Origin of the sequence: Variovorax sp. YR750 (assembly GCF_900109805.1) — a bacterium.
Classification (GTDB): Bacteria; Pseudomonadota; Gammaproteobacteria; order Burkholderiales; family Burkholderiaceae_C; genus Variovorax; species Variovorax gossypii.
The window spans coordinates 414,540-430,306 of sequence record NZ_FOBJ01000005.1; the positions used below are offsets into that span (position 1 = coordinate 414,540).

Here is a 15,767-nt window from a genome sequence, read left to right on the forward strand (position 1 = left end):
CCATCCCGACCTTCCCCCAGAGGGGGAAGGAGCAGGGCGGCTGCACCCCTGGGCTATCCTCGCCGGGTGAATTCCTTCGTCATCTCCTCGCTCGTGCCCGTGGTCGTGCTGATCGCCGTGGGCTACCTGGCCGGCAAGCGGCGCTGGATCGGCGGCGGTGCGGTGAAGGACCTTTCGCACCTCATCTTCCTGCTGCTCGCGCCGGCGCTGCTGTTCCGCGCCATGAGCACGGTGCACGTCGAGCAGCTGAGCCTCAAGCCGGTGGCGGCGTACTTCATCGCCTCCGGCCTGCTGTTCGCGGGCACGCTGGCGCTGCGCGGGTTCAACCGCACGGCGGCGGTGATCGCGCTGGCCAACACCTACAGCAACACCGTGATGATCGGCATCGCGTTGATCGGCCTGGCCTACGGCGAGGAAGGCATGGTGGTGCTGCTCACACTGATCTCGCTGCATTCGCTGGTGCTGCTCACCAGCGCCACGGTGGTGCTGGAGCTGGCCGTGGCGCGCGAGCAGGCCGGTGCCTCCGGCAACGAGAAGCGCCCGTCGATGGCACGCACCGTGATGCGCGCGCTGCGCAACGCCATCATCCACCCGGTGCCGCTGCCGATCATCGCGGGCCTGCTGTTCGCGCAGAGCGGGCTGGTGATGCCCGAGGCCATCGACAAGCCGATCCAGCTGCTGGGCCAGGCCTTCGGTCCGATCGCGCTGGTGATGGTGGGCATCACGCTCGCGCTCACGCCCATCGGGCGGCACTGGCGTGGCGCGCTGGTGCAGGCGTTGGTGAAGAACCTGCTGCATCCGCTGCTGGTGGCAGTCATCGGCTGGCTGCTGGGCGTGCGCGGCATTCCGCTCACGGTGATGGTGGTGGCGGCGGCGCTGCCGATCGGCGCCAACGTGTTCCTGTTCTCGCAGCGCTACCGCACGGCCGAAGACCTGGTGACGGCCAGCGTCGCGGTCTCGACGGTGCTGGCGCTGGCCACGCTCACGCTGGTGATGATGTGCGTGCAGTGGCTGCCCTGAGCCGTTCGGGCTCCTTCCGCTAGCTTCCCGCGCACTTTCGCCTTAGCGCCTTCATGCGGCGCGCCTATGCCGTTCGGCAGGGTGGCCGTTTGGCGAGATGCCGCGCGGCCTTCGGGCCCCTACATTTGCCGGCTGATGATTCACCCGGCGCGCTCTTCGCCCCTTCTTGCTATGGCGGTGGTCGCGACGGTGATCGCGCTGCACGGCCGTCCCGTGCGGGCCGCGGACGCTGCAGAGGCCAAGCCGTGTCGCACGCCGTGCCTGTCGGCGAACGTGCCGCGGGAGCCGGCCGAGCCGCCCGGCGCCGGCAAGGCCGAAAAGGCAGAGAAGGCCGACAAGGCGGAGGAAGCGCCGTCGAGGCCGAAGTCGGTGGTGGCCAGGACGCGCCCGCAGCCGGTCGCGCCGCCGCCGTCGGCACCCCCGCCGGTGCAGAGGGAGGCTGCGGCGGCGCCGCGCCCCGCGCCGTCGAAGCGCTGCAGCGAAATCAACATGCGCGCCGCCGTCGGCGAGCCGCTGTCGGACCAGGACATGAAGACATTGAGGAGCCAATGCTGATGACGACAACCATCCAACGAGCCCGCCTGGCGCTGCGCATGTTCGCGCTGTGTGCCGCCGCCGTGCTCGCCGCGGCCTGCGCGCACCGCCCCGCGACGGGCAACGCCATGCCCTTCGACCAGGCCGTGAACCAGGCGGTCGACGACCTGATGGTGCAGACGCAGAAGCTGCCGGCCTTCCTCGCCAAGGTCGAGTCGACGCTCACGCAGCGCCGCATCGTGATCGACCCGCTGCTCGAAGGCGCGAGCGGCCAGCAGACCGAGGTGACTCGCGTGGCCGAGCAGCGCATCGTCCAGCGCATGCAGGCGCAGTTCAAGCAGTTCACCGTGTCGCCCTTCAACGCCACCGAGATCGGCAACGCGCAGTACGTGCTCAACGGCACGCTGGTGCGCGACAAGGACGCCTCGGGCGCTCCCTACCGGCTGAACCTCGCGCTCACCGAGATCAAGAGCGGCGTGGTGATCGCGCAATCGGTGACGCGCATCAGCGACGCCTCGCTCGACACCCGCCCCACCGCCTTCTTCCGCGACAGCCCGGTGAACGGCAAGGACCGTGGCGTCGAGGGCTACATCCGCACCGCCGAAACGCAGCCCGGCCAGGCAGCCGACGCGCTGTACCTGGAGCGCCTGCCCACCGCCACCGTGCTGCAGGAAGCCACCGCCGCCTACGAGGCCGGCCGCATGAGCGAGGCGCTGAGCCGATACGAGGCCGCGTCGAAGCGGCCCGACGGGCAGCAGCTGCGCATCTACAGCGGGCTGTATCTCACGCAGTCGCAGCTCGGCCGCACGGCCGATGCGGAGAAGACCTTCGGCACCATCGCGCGGCTGGGGCTCGAAACCAACAACCTGAGCGTGAAGTTCCTGTTCAAGCCGGGCTCGACCGACTTTCTTTCCGATCCGAAGATCAGCGCCGCCTATCCGATGTGGCTGCGCCAGATCGCGCGGCAGGCGGCGCAGATCGATTCGTGCGTGGTGGTCACGGGCCACACCAGCCGCACGGGCTCCGAGGCGGTGAACGAGCGGCTGTCGCTGCAGCGCGCGACCAGCGTGAAGACCAGGCTGGTGGGCGAGGCCCCGCCGCTGTCGAAGAAGCTGCGCGAGGCCGGCATGGGCTTTCGCGAGAACATCGTCGGCACGGGCGCCGACGATGCGAGCGACGCGCTCGACCGGCGCGTCGAGTTCAAGGTCGTCGGCTGCGAGGCCTGACGACGATCTGCCTCACGGAGCCAGGCGTTCGCGCACCCAGTCCGCGCCTTCGAGCCTGTAGCGCAGCCGGTCGTGCAGCCGGCTCTTGCGGCCCTGCCAGAACTCCCAGCGGTCGGGCACCAGCCGGTAGCCGCCCCAGTGCGGCGGGCGCGGCGGCGAGAGCAGGTGCTTGGCGGCGAACACGGCGGCGTTCTTCACCAGCACCTCACGACCGCTGATCACTTCGCTCTGCGGGCTGGCCCATGCGCCGATGCGCGAATCGAGCGGGCGGCTCGCGAAGTAGGCGTCGCTTTCCTCGGCGCCGGCCTTTTCCACGCGGCCTTCGATGCGCACCACGCGCTCCAGTTCGACCCAGTGGAACTGCAATGACGCATACGGATTGCCCGAGAGCTCGCGGCCCTTTCGGCTCTCGTAGTTGGTGTACCAGACGAGGCCGCGCGCGTCGTAGCCCTTGATGAGCACGATGCGGCTGGAAGGCCGCAGGTCGCTGCCCACGGTGCACAGCGTCATCGCGTTGGGCTCGGGCACCTGGGCGTCGACGGCCTCGGTGAGCCAGCGCTCGAACTGCTTCAGCGGATCGTCGGCGCTGCGGGTCTCGTCGAGCTCGGCGCGCTCGTAGCTCTTGCGCAGCGCGGCCAGCGCGTCTTTGGAAAGAGGGGAAGTCATGCCGAGATTGTTGCGCACATACTCGGCCCATGACGATGCAGAAGGCGAATTCCCCGGTGGTGATCGTGCTGGCCTCGGGCCGTGGCGAGCGTTTCATCGCGGCCGGCGGCACCGGCTCCAAGCTCGAGGCGCTGCTGGCCGGAAGGCCGGTGCTGGAGCGCACGCTCGACGCCGTGCGCGCCAGCGGCCTGCCCTGGCATGTGGAAGACGCCGGGCACCCCGGAATGGGAGATTCGATCGCGGCCGCCGTGCGCGCCACGCCGGGCGCCACGGGCTGGCTGATCCTGCCGGGCGACCTGCCGCTGGTGCAGCCTGGGACGCTTCAGGTCGTGGCAGCCGCGCTCGGTGGCGCGGTGAATGCAGTCCAGCCGCAATACCAGGGTGAGCGCGGCCACCCCGTGGGCTTCGCCGCGGCGTGCGGCGCGCAGCTTGCGGCGCTGGAAGGGGCGGCCGGCGCGGCGTCGGTGCTGCGAGCGATGCGCGCCATCGGCTCGGTCGCCGACCTCGCGGTGGGCGACGTGGGCGTGGTGACCGACATCGACACACCCGAGGCGCTGGCGCAGGCCGAGGCGCTGTGGCTGGCGCGCGAGGGCGCCTAGCCTTCTTTCTCTCTTCTTTCTCTTCTTCTATCAGGGCTTGGCGATCACCGAGCAGGCGATGCGGGGGCCGGAGTTGCCCGCGGGCTGCGTCGTGAAGTCGTCGGGGTCGCGGTGCACCACCAGTGCGCGGCCGATCACGCTGTTGGCGGCGCCCGGAGTGAGCGAGATCGAGTGGTCTTCCACGCTGAAGCGGGCCACGCCCTTGGCGTCGGCCACCAGGCTGGGCAGTTCGCCGGCATGACTGCCTGGGGCGCCGAACTTGCCGTGCGTGCCGCCGGTCGGGTTGAAGTGGCCGCCCGAGGCATTGCCGTTGTCGCCGCAGTCGCCCTTTTCGTGGATGTGGAAACCGTGCTCGCTGCCCGGCACCAGGCCGCGCACCTCGCCGGCCACGCGCACGCCGTGGTCGAGGGCGGTGAAGGTCACCGTGCCGCGCGTCGGGTTGGGCGTGATCGCGGCGGTCGGCACCAGCTCGACGGCGGTGCTCGGCTTGCCGCCCATGCTGCCGCAGGCGGCCAGGAGGGCCGAGGCGAGGAGGACGGCGCCGGTGGCGATGAGACGACTTTGGTTCATGTGTTTTCCTTGTTGGATCCGGAAGGTTGGGAAGAAGACTTGTCTGCCGACCCCGGAACATATACCGGAGCCTGCGGCGCATCGCAATCAGCCGCGTTCTCCGATGCGAGCTGCTGCCTCACTTCGGCCAGTGCCACCAGCCGAGCCAGCGCGGCATCGTGGATCGAATGGCGCTGCAGTTCCAGCAGCGTCTGCTGGGCGTAGTCGAGCGAACTGCCGTAGCGGCCCACGGCATTGGCGAAGATGTGGCGGTAGCGCTCGTCGCTGAGTTCGCCCGTGAAGTTGGGGCTGCGCCGCGAGAGCGTGAACGCCAGCGCGCGCACATTGCCCTCGGCCGTGCCGCAGCGCAGCCACTTCGGGTCGTACACGCCGGTCGGCATCTCGCGCAGCCAGAGCCGGTGCAGCGTTTCGAGGCCATCGGCCTTCGGCACGCGGAACACCATGCCGCGGCAGCTGCCGCCGGAGAGCAGCCCGAACACGAGGCCGGGCGTCTGCACGCTGCCGCGGTTCACGCGGCTCCACATCTTCAGCGCCCGGTGCCAGCCGTGCACCCAGGCCGGGAGGCGCTCGGTGAAGCCGAATTCGGGCCGCCAGATCAGCGAGCCGTAGCCGAATAGCCAGAGGTCCTCGTGCCCGCCCCAGTCGGCGATGGCCCGCTCGAGCATCGGCTGCGGATCGCGCAGGGGCCTGGGCATGGGATCGAGCCCCGGCGGACCGGGGTTCGGCGCAGGGTCCGACACGGGCGTGACGGAACCGGCACCTACAATTTCCTGATCATGGTTCACCGCACCATTATTTACCGGCCACTTCCCTATGGAGCAAGACCCCCGATGAGTGACGACGACAGCCAACAGAACTTCATCCTCGGATTCGTCATGGCGCTGATCGCCCTGGTGATCTTCTTCGTGGTCGGCATCGTGCTCTGGCACAAGGGCCACAACGTGGCGGCCGCCAAGCTTGCGCCCGCGCCTGCGGCCGTGGTGATCTCGGCGCCGCCGGCCGGCGCGGCGCCCAGGCTGGCCGAAGTCACCGAGACGGTGACGGTGGTCATCCCCGACGGCGCGAGCATCCGCGTGGTCGACGGCGTGGTGAACTTCTATTTCGCGACCGGCAGCGCCGACCTCGCGCCTGGCGCCGCCGAAGCGCTGGCTGCGGTCATCAAGGGCGTCGAGAGTGGCCGCAAGGCGGTGATCTCGGGCTTCCACGACACCACCGGCGATGCCGCCATCAACGAGCAGCTCGCGAAGAAGCGCGCCGAGATGGTGCGCGACGTGCTCGTGGGCCTGGGCGTGCCGGCCGCCAAGGTCGACCTGCAGAAGCCCGCGGTGACGGCCGGTTCGGGCAACAACGCCGAGGCACGCCGCGTCGAGGTCAAGCTGGTCGACTGAGGGGGCTGCGCCCCTCGTTGCCCTGATACCGACTCCAGCAGAAGAAGCCCGGCCATGCCGGGCTTTTTCGCATGTGCTTCGTCACAGGATGCAAATGGGTAAATTCGTATTGCCCTGCGCCCGGATTTCATCGGGCTCGCACACTTGAGTTGTTACCATGGGCCTCCAGGCCCACAGTCGCCCTGGCGACATGCAGCAAGAGCCATCGACCCCCATGAGCAGCAGCACGAACCCCACCGTCCGCGACGTCACCGATCGCATCCGCGAGCGCAGCCACGGGCTGCGCAGCGCCTACCTCTCCCGTCTTGCCGAGATCCGCAGCCGCGACCGCGGCTCCGACCGCATGGGCTGCGCCAACGTCGCGCACGCCGTGGCCGGCATTCCGGCCAACGACAAGTTCCGCGTGGTGACCGAGCGCGCGCCCAACATCGGCATCGTCACCGCCTACAACGACATGCTCTCGGCCCATGCGCCGTACCAGGGCTATCCGGACATCATCAAGAACGAAGCCCGCAGCCTCGGCGCCACCGCGCAGGTGGCCGGCGGCGTGCCCGCCATGTGCGACGGCGTGACGCAGGGCACGCCCGGCATGGAGCTCAGCCTCTTCAGCCGCGACCTCATCGCCATGAGCACCGCCGTCGCGCTCACGCACGACATGTTCGACGCGGCGCTGATGCTCGGCGTGTGCGACAAGATCGTGCCGGGCCTGCTGATCGGCGCGCTGCATTTCGGCCACCTTCCCACGGTGTTCGTGCCCGCCGGCCCGATGCCCTCGGGCCTGTCGAACAGCGCGAAGTCGAAGGTGCGCGAACAGGCGGCGCAGGGCCTCGTGGGCCGCCAGGGCCTGCTCGACGCCGAGATGGCCGCCTATCACACGCTGGGCACATGCACTTTCTACGGCACGGCCAACAGCAACCAGATGCTGCTCGAGGCCATGGGCCTGCACGTGCCCGGCACGGCATTCATCCAGCCCGGCGACGCGATGCGCGAGACGCTCACGCGCGAGGCCGTGCGCACCGTGCTGGGCAAGGCCGGCAGCGCTCCATTCGACTGTCCGCCGATCGGCGAGATGGTCGACGAGCGCTGCATCGTCAATGCCATGGTCGCGCTGCTTGCCACGGGCGGCTCCACCAACCACCTGATCCACTGGGTGGCCGTGGCGCGCGCCGCCGGCATCCTGATCGACTGGGACGACTTCTCGAAGCTTTCCGACGTGGTGCCGCTGCTGACCCGCGTGTACCCCAACGGCAGCGCCGACGTGAACGAGTTCCAGGCCTCGGGCGGCCCCGGCCTCGTGATCGGCGAGCTGGTCGATGCCGGCCTCATGCACGCCGACGTGCTGACGGTGCGCTCGGGCGGCATCCGCGAATTCGCGAACATCCCTTCACTGGCTGGCGAGTCGGAAGAGAAGCGCCTGCAATGGACGCCGGGCGCGGCACTGCAGAACGATGCCGTCACCCGCACCGTTGCCGATCCGTTCAGCGCCACCGGCGGCCTCAAGCTGCTGAGCGGCAACCTGGGCCGCAGCGTCATCAAGGTTTCGTCGGTGCCCGACGACCGCCATGTCATCGAGGCGCCTGCGCGCGTGTTCGACTCGCAGGCCGCGCTGCAGAAGGCCTTCACCGCCGGCGAACTGGAGCGCGACGTGGTCTGCGTGGTGCGCTGGCAGGGCCCGCAGGCCAACGGCATGCCCGAGCTGCACAAGCTCACGCCGCCGCTGTCGGTGCTGCAGGGCAAGGGATTCCGCGTGGCGCTGGTCACCGACGGCCGCATGAGCGGCGCGTCGGGCAAGATTCCGGCCGCGATCCACGTCTCGCCCGAGGCCGCCGCGGGCGGGCCGCTCGCCAAGGTGCGCGACGGCGACCTGATCCGCCTCGACTCGGTAGCGGGTACGCTCGCGGTGTTGTTGCCCGAGGACGAATGGGCCGCGCGCGAGGTCGCGACGCTGTCCGAGGCACAGCGCATCGCCGACGGACACGGCCTGGGCCGCGAACTGTTCGCCGGCATGCGCCGCAACGCACTGACCGCCGAAGAGGGTGCCTGTTCCTGGCTGTGACCAGGGCTGCCCGCGAAGCGATGCGCAATGAATTGGAGCCAAGAAATGACTGAAAAACTCACCCCCCTCGAAGTGATGCGCGATGCCCCGGTCATTCCGGTCATCGTGCTGAACGATGTGAAAGACGCCATTCCTCTCGCCCGCGCCCTGGTGGCCGGCGGCATCCGCATGCTCGAGGTCACGCTGCGCACGCCGCAGGCGCTGCAGTGCATCGAGGCCATCGCCAAGGACGTGCCCGAGGCCGTGGCCGGCGCAGGCACCATCCGCAGCGCCGCCGACGCGCAGGCTGCGGCACTGGCCGGCGCCAAGTTCGGCGTGAGCCCCGGCTACACCCGCGCGGTGGGCAAGGCCTGCCACGACATCGGCCTGCCGCTCCTGCCCGGCGTGGCCACCGGCAGCGAAATCATGACGGCGCAGGAAGACGGCTACACCCAGCTGAAGTTCTTCCCCGCGCTGCAGGCTGGCGGCCTGCCCATGCTCAAGGCATGGCAGGGCCCGTTCGGCGACGTCACCTTCTGCCCGACCGGCGGCATCCATGCCGGCAACGCGGCCGAGTTCCTCGCGCTGTCGAACGTGGCCTGCGTGGGCGGCTCCTGGATCGTGCCGACCGACGCGATCCGCGACGGCGACTGGGCCCGCATCGAGCAGCTGGCACGCGCCGCGAGCCAGCTGTCGCGCTGAGCGTCGGTGCCATGAGCAGCGCGGATTTCGACGCGAGCGACCTCAAGGTCATCGCGTTCGACGTCTTCGGAACGGTGGTCGACTGGCACAGCGGCATCGCCGCCGAGGTCGAGCGCGTGTTTCCGGGCGTGGACGGTGCGGCCTTCGCGCTGGCCTGGCGCGCCGGCTACCAGCCCGCCATGAAGGCGGTGATGGAGCGCATCGCCGCGGGCGAGGGCGGCTTCACGCTGCTCGACGAGCTGCACCTGAGCATGCTCGACCAGGTGCTGCACGACTTCAGCCTGGCCGATCGCATCGACTCCGCCGCAAGGCGCGACCTGAGCCGTGCCTGGCATCGCCTGCCGGCATGGCCCGATTCGGTGGCGGGGCTCGCGCGGCTCAAGAAGAAGTTCACCATCTGCACGCTGTCGAACGGCAACATCGGCCTGCTCACTGAGATGGCCAAGCGCGCCGGCCTGCCCTGGGATTGCATCCTGTCGGCCGAAGTGTTCAAGGCCTACAAGCCCGACCCGCGCACCTACCTCGGCGTGGCGGGCGTGTTCGACGCGACGCCCGGACAGGTGATGCTGGCTGCCGCGCATCACGACGACCTGGCCGCCGCGCGCACCTGCGGCCTGAAGACGGCCTACATCGAGCGGCCCCACGAGTTTGGCCGCGCGAGGCCGAAGGACGTGTCGCCGCAGCCGGACAACAACCTGCACGCGCGCGACATCGACCAGCTGGCCGATCTGCTGGGCTGCTGATCAGTCGCCGAGCAGCTTTTCCACCGTGCGCAGGTTGCGCGTGGTGGTGCTCGTCTTGTAGCGGACCTTGCCGAGCAGCTTGGCCACCGGCGTCTCGAGGCTCTCGCCGCGAGGGCACTGCCAATACAGCACGCCCTTGCCGCGCTTCAGCTGCTCGGTGCCGGCATCGACCGTGCCCGCCTTTTCCATGATCTCGTCGAGCATCGCGGCGTCGGAGCCGAACACGATGTACGGATGGCGTTCCTCGTCGATGCGCTCGAAGGGGTAGCCCGATGCCATCTCCGCCACGGTCTTCTGCGTGAGCAGCACGATCCAGGCGTCGTAGCCGAAGCGCTTGCGCAGGGCCTGCTCGATGCGCGTGCGCAGCGCGGCGGCATCGCTTTCATCGGTGTCGAAGAGCACGTTGCCGCTGGCGAGCACGGTGCGCACCGCGCCGAAGCCCAGCTCGACGAAGAGCGCCTTGAGGTCCGCGCTCTTGATGGTGATGCCGTTGACGTTCACGCCGCGCAGCAGCGCGACATGACGGACCGCGGCCTGCTTCTTCTTCGCGCTGCTCGCCATGGCTCGTCGGGCGTGGTGGTCAGCGCAGGCCGCCGCCGGAGGCGTTCTCGTCGCGCTGGATGAGTTCCACCTTGTAGCCGTCGGGGTCCGTCACGAACGCGATCACGGTGGTGCCGCCCTTGACCGGGCCGGCTTCGCGCGTCACGTTGCCTCCCGCGGCCTTGATCTTCTCGCAGGCCGCGTAGGCGTCGGGCACGCCGAGCGCGATGTGGCCATAGGCGGTGCCGAGTTCGTAGCTCTCGGTGCCCCAGTTGTAGGTGAGCTCGATCTCGGCCTGGTCGGGGTTGCCGTTGCCGTAGCCGATGAAGGCGAGGCTGTACTTGTACTCGGGGTTCTCGGAAGTGCGCAGCAGGTTCATGCCGAGCACCTTGGTGTAGAAGTCGATGGAGCGCTGGAGGTTGCCAACGCGAAGCATGGTGTGGAGGAGTCGCATCTCGTGGTGCCTTGTAGTTGTCCGAAAGGGAGTCCGCTATTGTGGGCCCCCCGGCGAGGCGATCAAGCCGCCAGCGTCAGCAGGTGGGCCTGGTGGCGCTTCAGGAACTCCATCAGGTGCCGCGGGTACTCGGGCACCACCGCGTCGCGCACGCTGGGGCGCGCGGCCAGCGCCTTGCGCCAGGCGTCGACCTTGGGCAGGGCGTCGAAGATGCGCGAGTCGCTGATCGCGTCGAACACCTCGAAATAGCGGAACACCGGCGCGAACACGGCATCGACGAGGCTGAAGCCGCTGCCGGAGAAGTAGGGGCCCTGGCCCAGCGCCGCTTCCACGCGCTGGAACTTGGCGAGCAGCGCCTGCCGCTTCTGCTCGAACACGGCCGCGTCCTGCGTGGTCTCGTAGCCCCAGAGGTCGCCGAGGATGGCCGAGCCGAATTCCATCCATGCGCGGTGCTCGGCGCGGGTGAGCGGGTCTTCGGGGTGCAGGCGGGCGCCGGGCTGGGTTTCTTCCAGGTACTCGCAGATCACGTTGCTCTCGAACAGCACGGCTTCGCTGCCGTCGGGCCGCCGCACTTTCAGCAACGGCACCTTGCCGAGCGGAGAGATGTCGAGGAACCACTGGGGCTTGTCGGCGAGGTCGATCACGACGCGCTCGAAGGGCACGTTCTTTTCATGCAACGCGATCGCGGCGCGCTGCACGTAGGGGCACAGCAGGTGGCTGACGAGGGTGAGGGCTTGTTGCGTCATGGGGCTTTCCTTTGTTGGGCGGTGCAGGTCCGGAACGCCGCGATTCTTGCGAGCCCGAACAACCTTTTCCCGAAAAGCCCATTCGTGAAACGGGCGGCTTGTGCTAAGCCAGCTAGGCCACGGTATCGAGCCAGTGCGTGATCCGGCCGCCGTGCATCACCCCTATGCGGTCGGCCATCGCGTGGGCTTCTGCCTCGTTGTGCGTGACGAGGATGGCGGTCTGACCGGCCTGCTTGAGGATGTCGCGCACTTCCGCCGTCAGCCGCTCGCGCGTGCCGCCGTCGAGGTTGGAGAAAGGCTCGTCGAGCAGCAGCAGGGCCGGCGAGGGCGCGAGCGCGCGGGCCAGCGCAATGCGCTGCTGCTGGCCACCGGAAAGCTCGTGCGGATAGCGCTCGCCCGCATCGGCCAGTCCGACCAGCGCGAGCATTTCCGCAACCCGCGCCTGCTGCGCGGCGCGATCCAGCCGGCGCAGCCCGAAGGCCACGTTCTTCGCGGCCGACAGGTGCGGGAACAGCGCGTACTCCTGGAACATCATGCCCACGCGGCGCTGCTCGGGTGGCAGGTGCTTCTGGCTGGACGACAGCAGCACCTCGCCGAGCCGGATCGTGCCGGCGCGCACCGGCTCGAAGCCCGCGATGGCGCGCAGCACCGTCGTCTTGCCGCAGCCGGAGGGCCCGAACAGGCAGGCGATGTCGCCTGCTTCCAGCGACAGCGAGAAGCCGTCGACAACCGTGTGCGGGCCGCGCGGCGTGTCGTAGGCGAGCCTGATCGCGTCGAGATGCAGTGGGGAGCTCATGTCATGTCTTCTCGGCGGCCAGTGTGGCCGAAGGCGTGCCCAGCTGGTTGCGCGCGAGCAGCACCACGGGCAGCAGGCCGGCCAGCACGATGGCGAGCGCGGCGATCGCGCCTTCCTCGTACGTGCCGCGCGCGGCCTCGGCATAGAGCCAGGTGGCCAGGGTATCGAAGTTGGCGGGGCGCAGCAGCAGCGTGGCCGGCAGTTCCTTCATCGCGTCGACGAACACCAGCAGCGCCGCGGAGGCCATGGCGGGGCGAAGCAGCGGCAGGTGCACGCGGCGCAGCGTGCCGGCGGTGGTTTCGCCGAGCAGGCGCGATGCCTGCTCGATGGCGGGCGGAATGCGCGAGAGTCCGGCCTCGATGCCGCCGACCGGCATCGCCAGAAAGCGGATCGCGCAGGCCACGACCAGCACCACGCCGCAGCTCATGAGCGGCAGGCCCTGCCAGCCGAAAGCCGTGGCCAGCGCCGCGTCGAAAGCCAGCGCCGGCGTGAGCAGCCCGATGGCCAGCACCGTGCCGGGCACCGCGTAGCCCAGCGTCGCGGCGCGCGCCTGCCAGCGGGCGCGGCCGGGGCCCGAGCCCTGGCTGCGCGCGGCCCACGCCACGACCAGCCCCGCCGCCACCGCGACGACGGTGACGCCCGAAGCCAGTGTCAGCGTGTTGCCCAGGCTCGCGACCAGTCCCTGCGAAATGCCGCCGCCCTGGCGCAGCCGCTTGGCGCTTTCCCAGACGAGGTAGGCAGCGGGAGCCACGAAGCCGATCAGCACCGGCAACGCGGCGGCAGCCGTCGCGGCCCAGGCCGCGCCGCCACGCAGCCGGCGCGGCTGCACCGCGCGCATGCGCTGGGCCGAGCCGAAGCGCTGGTGCCGCCGGCCGTTGCGCTCCAGCCAGACCAATGCCACCACCACGAACAGCATCGCGCAGGCGATCTGCGCTGCGCCCGCGAGGTCGGAGCGAGTGATCCAGGTGGTGTAGACCGCCACAGTCAGCGTGTTCACGCCGAGGAATTCGGACGCGCCGACGTCGTTGAGCGTCTCGAGCAGCGCGAGGCTCAGCCCCACGGCCAGCGCCGGCCGCGCCAGCGGCAGCGCCACGCGGAAGAAGGCGCCGCGCCTGCTCTCGCCGAGCATGCGGGCTGCTTCCATGAGGTGCGCCGGCTGCGTCATGAACATCGCGCGCGCCGTCATGTAGACGTACGGATACAGAACGAATCCCAGCACGAAGATCGCGCCGGGCATGGAACGCAGGTCGGGCAGGCGGAACTGGCGCGGGCTGTCGAAGCCCAGCATCCAGCGGATCGCGCCCTGCACGGGGCCGATGGGGTGCAGCAGGTCGAGGTAGGCGAAGGCGACGATGTAGGTCGGCATCGCCAGCGGCAGCAGCAGGGCCCAGTGCAGCACGCCGCGGCCAGGGAAGTCGTGGGCCGTCACCAGCCAGGCGCAGCCGGTGCCGATCAGCAGCACCAGCGTGCCCACGCCCGCGAGCAGCACGGCCGTATTGAGCGCCGCCTGCGGCAGCACGTGGGCGAACAGCGGGCCCCAGTGGCCGATGCCCGAGCCGAACGCGAGCCACGCCAGCGTGAGCACCGGCGCGAGCACGCCGATGGCGATAAGGAAAGACGCGCAGCGCCAAGCCGGGCCTGCGGCTTGCAGGCCCGGCGGCTGGCGCCGCGGGAAGATCATTCAGTCAGTCGCCGGCAGGCATGCCCGGCGCTCGTCGCTGTCACTGGTCGAAGCCAACCTTGTCTACCAGGGCGCTGGCCTGCTTGCGGTACTTCGCGATCTCGGTCAGCGGCAGCGGATCGACCTTCAGCTCGCCGATGGACTGGCCGATGATCGGGTCGAGCGCCACGCCCTTGCGCACCGGGTACTCGTAGTTGGTCTGCGCGTACAGGGCCTGCGCGGGCTCCGACACCAGGAACTCGAGCAGCTTGACCGCGTTGGCGCGCTGCGGCGCGTTCTTCGCCACGGCCGCGCCGCTGATGTTGACGTGCGTGCCGCCGCTCTTGGCGTTGGCGAAGGTCGGGCGCACCACCTTGATGGCGTCGCCCCACTTGCGCGCGTCGGTGCCTTCCTTGGCGCTCTTCATCTGGCCGACGTAGTACGAGTTGGCCAGGCCCACGTCGCAGATGCCGCCGAGGATGTCGCGCGCCACGTCGCGGTCGCCGCCGGTGGCCTTGCGGGCCAGGTTGGCCTTCACGCCGCGCAGCCACTGCTCGGCCTTGGCTTCGCCGTCGTGCGCGATCAGCGAGGCGACCAAGGCGGTGTTGTAGGGGTGCTGGCCGGCGCGGATGCAGACCTTGCCCTTGTACTTCGGGTTGGCCAGGTCTTCGTAGCGGAAGCTGGTGAGCGGCAGGTTCTTGTCGGCGTACAGCACGCGTGCGCGCAGCGAGAGCGAGAACCACTGGCCGTCGGCGCCGCGCAGGTTGGCCGGAATGGCCGACTCGAGCGCCGCCGACTTCACGGGCTGCGTCACGCCGCCGTCGACCAGGTCCATCAGGTTGCCGATGTCCACCGTCATCAGCACGTCGGCGGGCGAGCGGGCGCCTTCGGCCTTGACGCGCTCCAGCAGGCCGTCCTTCACGAAGACGGTGTTGACCTTGATGTTGCTCTGCGCGCTGAAGGCCGAGATGAGGGGCTGGATCAGCGCCGGTTCGCGCGTCGTGTAGAGCGTGAGCTCGTCGGTGGCGGCCAGTGCGGGGACGGCGGTGGCGGCAAGCCAGGCTGCGCTGGCGCCGAGCAGGGCGCGCGCGGCGCGGCCTTGGACGCGTGAGCGTTCGGTCATGAAGATCCTCCAGGAGCGGGTTTTCTAGAAAGCTCCGGCGCCGGCCGCAGGTGTATTGCTGGGTGTTGTCGGTACCGGATGAGAATAATTATCACTGGGGGCCAGGATCAAGATGCCTTTGTACTTACAGATCGAAGGCCTACTGCACATCGTTGCAAACAAGGCGTCCGCGCTGCTCGACAACTCGCGACCGGCCCGCTAAAACGGCCCCAGCTTTTTCTCGAAACGGAGGGAGTGCCGATGAGTGGTAGAGAGTTCTGCGCGCCGGACAACGCCAACTATCCGAAGTGGACGTCGTGGGACGCCTTCAAGTGGCAGATGCTGCCCCAGCGGCTCGGGGGCGGCTTTCCGCACCTGAGCGACTACAAGGACGCCTGGGTGCTCTACAACCGCCTGCGCATCGTCGCGGTGGCGAAGAAGTACCAGATTTCCGCGGTGCTGCTCGGCAGCGTGGCGTGGGCGGAGGTGGGCGGCAAGCCCGACGGGAGCAAGCGGCCCATGTTCGCCCTGCGCAGCTTCGACTGGAGCGGCCCCGACTGGGTCGACCGCAACCTCACGATCACCAAGCCGCCGGGCCAGACCTCGTTCGGCGCGGTGAGCATCCAGATGCGCGCCGCGACGCGCGAACTGGGGCTGGACCCCGACAGCCTGAGCTACGAGGAAGAACTGAAGCTGGTCTCCTGCCTCGAGCAGGACCTCTTCAACCTCGAGATCGTCGCCAGGCATCTGCAGGGGCTGGTGCTGCACGACTACCCCGGGGCGGACACGGAGAACCTGTCCGAGGAGCAGTTCGTCGTGGCCGGCGCGCGCTACAACCGCGGCATCGAGCGCCAGCTCTCCGACATCGTCGATTCGCTGAAGGCCACGCCGGGCAGCTCGGGGCGCGAATACTCGTCCTACGGCCGTGCCATGGTGAAGCACCGCGAGCACGTCGAGTCGCTGCTCGGCAGGTGACCCGGCGCACG

General features: G+C 69.4%; 18 protein-coding genes. 9 read left to right on the forward strand and 9 right to left on the reverse strand.

What is annotated here, in order from left to right:
• Positions 1–66: 66 nt before the first annotated feature.
• The 3 genes from BMY35_RS13385 (at position 67) to BMY35_RS13395 (ending at position 2,780) form a co-directional block, all read left to right on the forward strand.
• Positions 67–1,020: an AEC family transporter gene (locus tag BMY35_RS13385; RefSeq protein ID WP_093199399.1), complete on the forward strand. Its 954-nt coding sequence runs from the start codon at positions 67–69 to the stop codon at positions 1,018–1,020.
• Positions 1,021–1,191: 171 nt separating this feature from the next.
• Positions 1,192–1,575: a hypothetical protein gene (locus BMY35_RS38530; protein WP_218152989.1), complete on the forward strand. Its 384-nt coding sequence runs from the start codon at positions 1,192–1,194 to the stop codon at positions 1,573–1,575.
• On the forward strand, positions 1,569–2,780 hold the full coding sequence (locus tag BMY35_RS13395; RefSeq protein ID WP_093199402.1) for an OmpA family protein: 1,212 nt from the start codon (positions 1,569–1,571) through the stop codon (positions 2,778–2,780). The genes BMY35_RS38530 and BMY35_RS13395 overlap by 7 nt, the downstream gene beginning before the upstream one ends.
• A 12-nt stretch (positions 2,781–2,792) precedes the next feature.
• Here BMY35_RS13395 and pdxH read toward each other — a convergent pair whose 3' ends face one another.
• Complete coding sequence (gene pdxH, locus BMY35_RS13400; RefSeq protein ID WP_093199404.1) at positions 2,793–3,446, reverse strand: pyridoxamine 5'-phosphate oxidase; 654 nt, start codon at positions 3,444–3,446, stop codon at positions 2,793–2,795.
• Between the two features lie 29 nt (positions 3,447–3,475).
• Between pdxH and BMY35_RS13405 the strand changes: the two genes are divergently transcribed.
• On the forward strand, positions 3,476–4,045 hold the full coding sequence (locus tag BMY35_RS13405) for a nucleotidyltransferase family protein (RefSeq protein ID WP_093199407.1): 570 nt from the start codon (positions 3,476–3,478) through the stop codon (positions 4,043–4,045).
• A gap of 30 nt (positions 4,046–4,075) precedes the next feature.
• Here BMY35_RS13405 and BMY35_RS13410 read toward each other — a convergent pair whose 3' ends face one another.
• Positions 4,076–4,615 (reverse strand): superoxide dismutase family protein, encoded by a 540-nt coding sequence (locus tag BMY35_RS13410; RefSeq protein ID WP_093199410.1) that lies wholly within the window; start codon positions 4,613–4,615, stop codon positions 4,076–4,078.
• Positions 4,612–5,310, reverse strand: a complete 699-nt coding sequence (locus BMY35_RS13415) for a gamma-glutamylcyclotransferase (protein ID WP_093199664.1) — start codon at positions 5,308–5,310, stop codon at positions 4,612–4,614. The genes BMY35_RS13410 and BMY35_RS13415 overlap by 4 nt, the downstream gene beginning before the upstream one ends.
• A 135-nt stretch (positions 5,311–5,445) precedes the next feature.
• On the opposite strand from BMY35_RS13415, the gene BMY35_RS13420 reads away from it, so the two are divergent.
• From BMY35_RS13420 to BMY35_RS13435, 4 genes are all read left to right on the forward strand, one after another.
• The gene (locus BMY35_RS13420) at positions 5,446–6,003 is read left to right on the forward strand and encodes an OmpA family protein (RefSeq protein WP_093199412.1); all 558 of its coding nucleotides are present in this window, start codon (positions 5,446–5,448) and stop codon (positions 6,001–6,003) included.
• Between the two features lie 214 nt (positions 6,004–6,217).
• On the forward strand, positions 6,218–8,059 hold the full coding sequence (gene edd, locus BMY35_RS13425) for a phosphogluconate dehydratase (RefSeq protein WP_093199415.1): 1,842 nt from the start codon (positions 6,218–6,220) through the stop codon (positions 8,057–8,059).
• A 45-nt stretch (positions 8,060–8,104) separates the two neighbouring features.
• A complete protein-coding gene (gene eda / locus BMY35_RS13430; protein WP_093199417.1) occupies positions 8,105–8,740 on the forward strand; it encodes a bifunctional 4-hydroxy-2-oxoglutarate aldolase/2-dehydro-3-deoxy-phosphogluconate aldolase in 636 nt (211 codons plus the stop codon).
• Positions 8,741–8,751: 11 nt separating this feature from the next.
• Complete coding sequence (locus BMY35_RS13435) at positions 8,752–9,483, forward strand: haloacid dehalogenase type II (protein ID WP_093199420.1); 732 nt, start codon at positions 8,752–8,754, stop codon at positions 9,481–9,483.
• Here the strand turns inward: BMY35_RS13435 and BMY35_RS13440 are convergent, their stop codons facing one another.
• The 6 genes from BMY35_RS13440 to BMY35_RS13465 all read right to left on the reverse strand — a co-directional run bounded on the left by BMY35_RS13440 (position 9,484) and on the right by BMY35_RS13465 (position 14,802).
• Positions 9,484–10,044: a DUF1697 domain-containing protein gene (locus BMY35_RS13440; protein WP_093199422.1), complete on the reverse strand. Its 561-nt coding sequence runs from the start codon at positions 10,042–10,044 to the stop codon at positions 9,484–9,486.
• A gap of 19 nt (positions 10,045–10,063) precedes the next feature.
• On the reverse strand, positions 10,064–10,477 hold the full coding sequence (gene gloA / locus BMY35_RS13445) for a lactoylglutathione lyase (RefSeq protein ID WP_093199425.1): 414 nt from the start codon (positions 10,475–10,477) through the stop codon (positions 10,064–10,066).
• A 62-nt stretch (positions 10,478–10,539) separates the two neighbouring features.
• Positions 10,540–11,223 carry a glutathione S-transferase family protein gene (locus BMY35_RS13450; RefSeq protein ID WP_093199427.1) on the reverse strand — a complete coding sequence of 228 codons (684 nt, stop codon included), beginning with the start codon at positions 11,221–11,223 and terminating at the stop codon, positions 10,540–10,542.
• A gap of 112 nt (positions 11,224–11,335) precedes the next feature.
• A complete protein-coding gene (locus tag BMY35_RS13455) occupies positions 11,336–12,019 on the reverse strand; it encodes an ABC transporter ATP-binding protein (protein WP_093199430.1) in 684 nt (227 codons plus the stop codon).
• 1 nt (position 12,020) lies between these two features.
• Entirely contained in the window at positions 12,021–13,700 is a 1,680-nt protein-coding gene (locus BMY35_RS13460; RefSeq protein ID WP_093199432.1) for an ABC transporter permease, read from the reverse strand.
• Between the two features lie 40 nt (positions 13,701–13,740).
• Positions 13,741–14,802, reverse strand: coding sequence for a Fe(3+) ABC transporter substrate-binding protein (locus BMY35_RS13465; RefSeq protein WP_093199435.1), 1,062 nt, complete (start codon positions 14,800–14,802; stop codon positions 13,741–13,743).
• Positions 14,803–15,042: 240 nt separating this feature from the next.
• Between BMY35_RS13465 and BMY35_RS13470 the strand changes: the two genes are divergently transcribed.
• Positions 15,043–15,756, forward strand: coding sequence for a hypothetical protein (locus BMY35_RS13470; protein WP_093199437.1), 714 nt, complete (start codon positions 15,043–15,045; stop codon positions 15,754–15,756).
• Positions 15,757–15,767 lie beyond the last annotated feature (11 nt).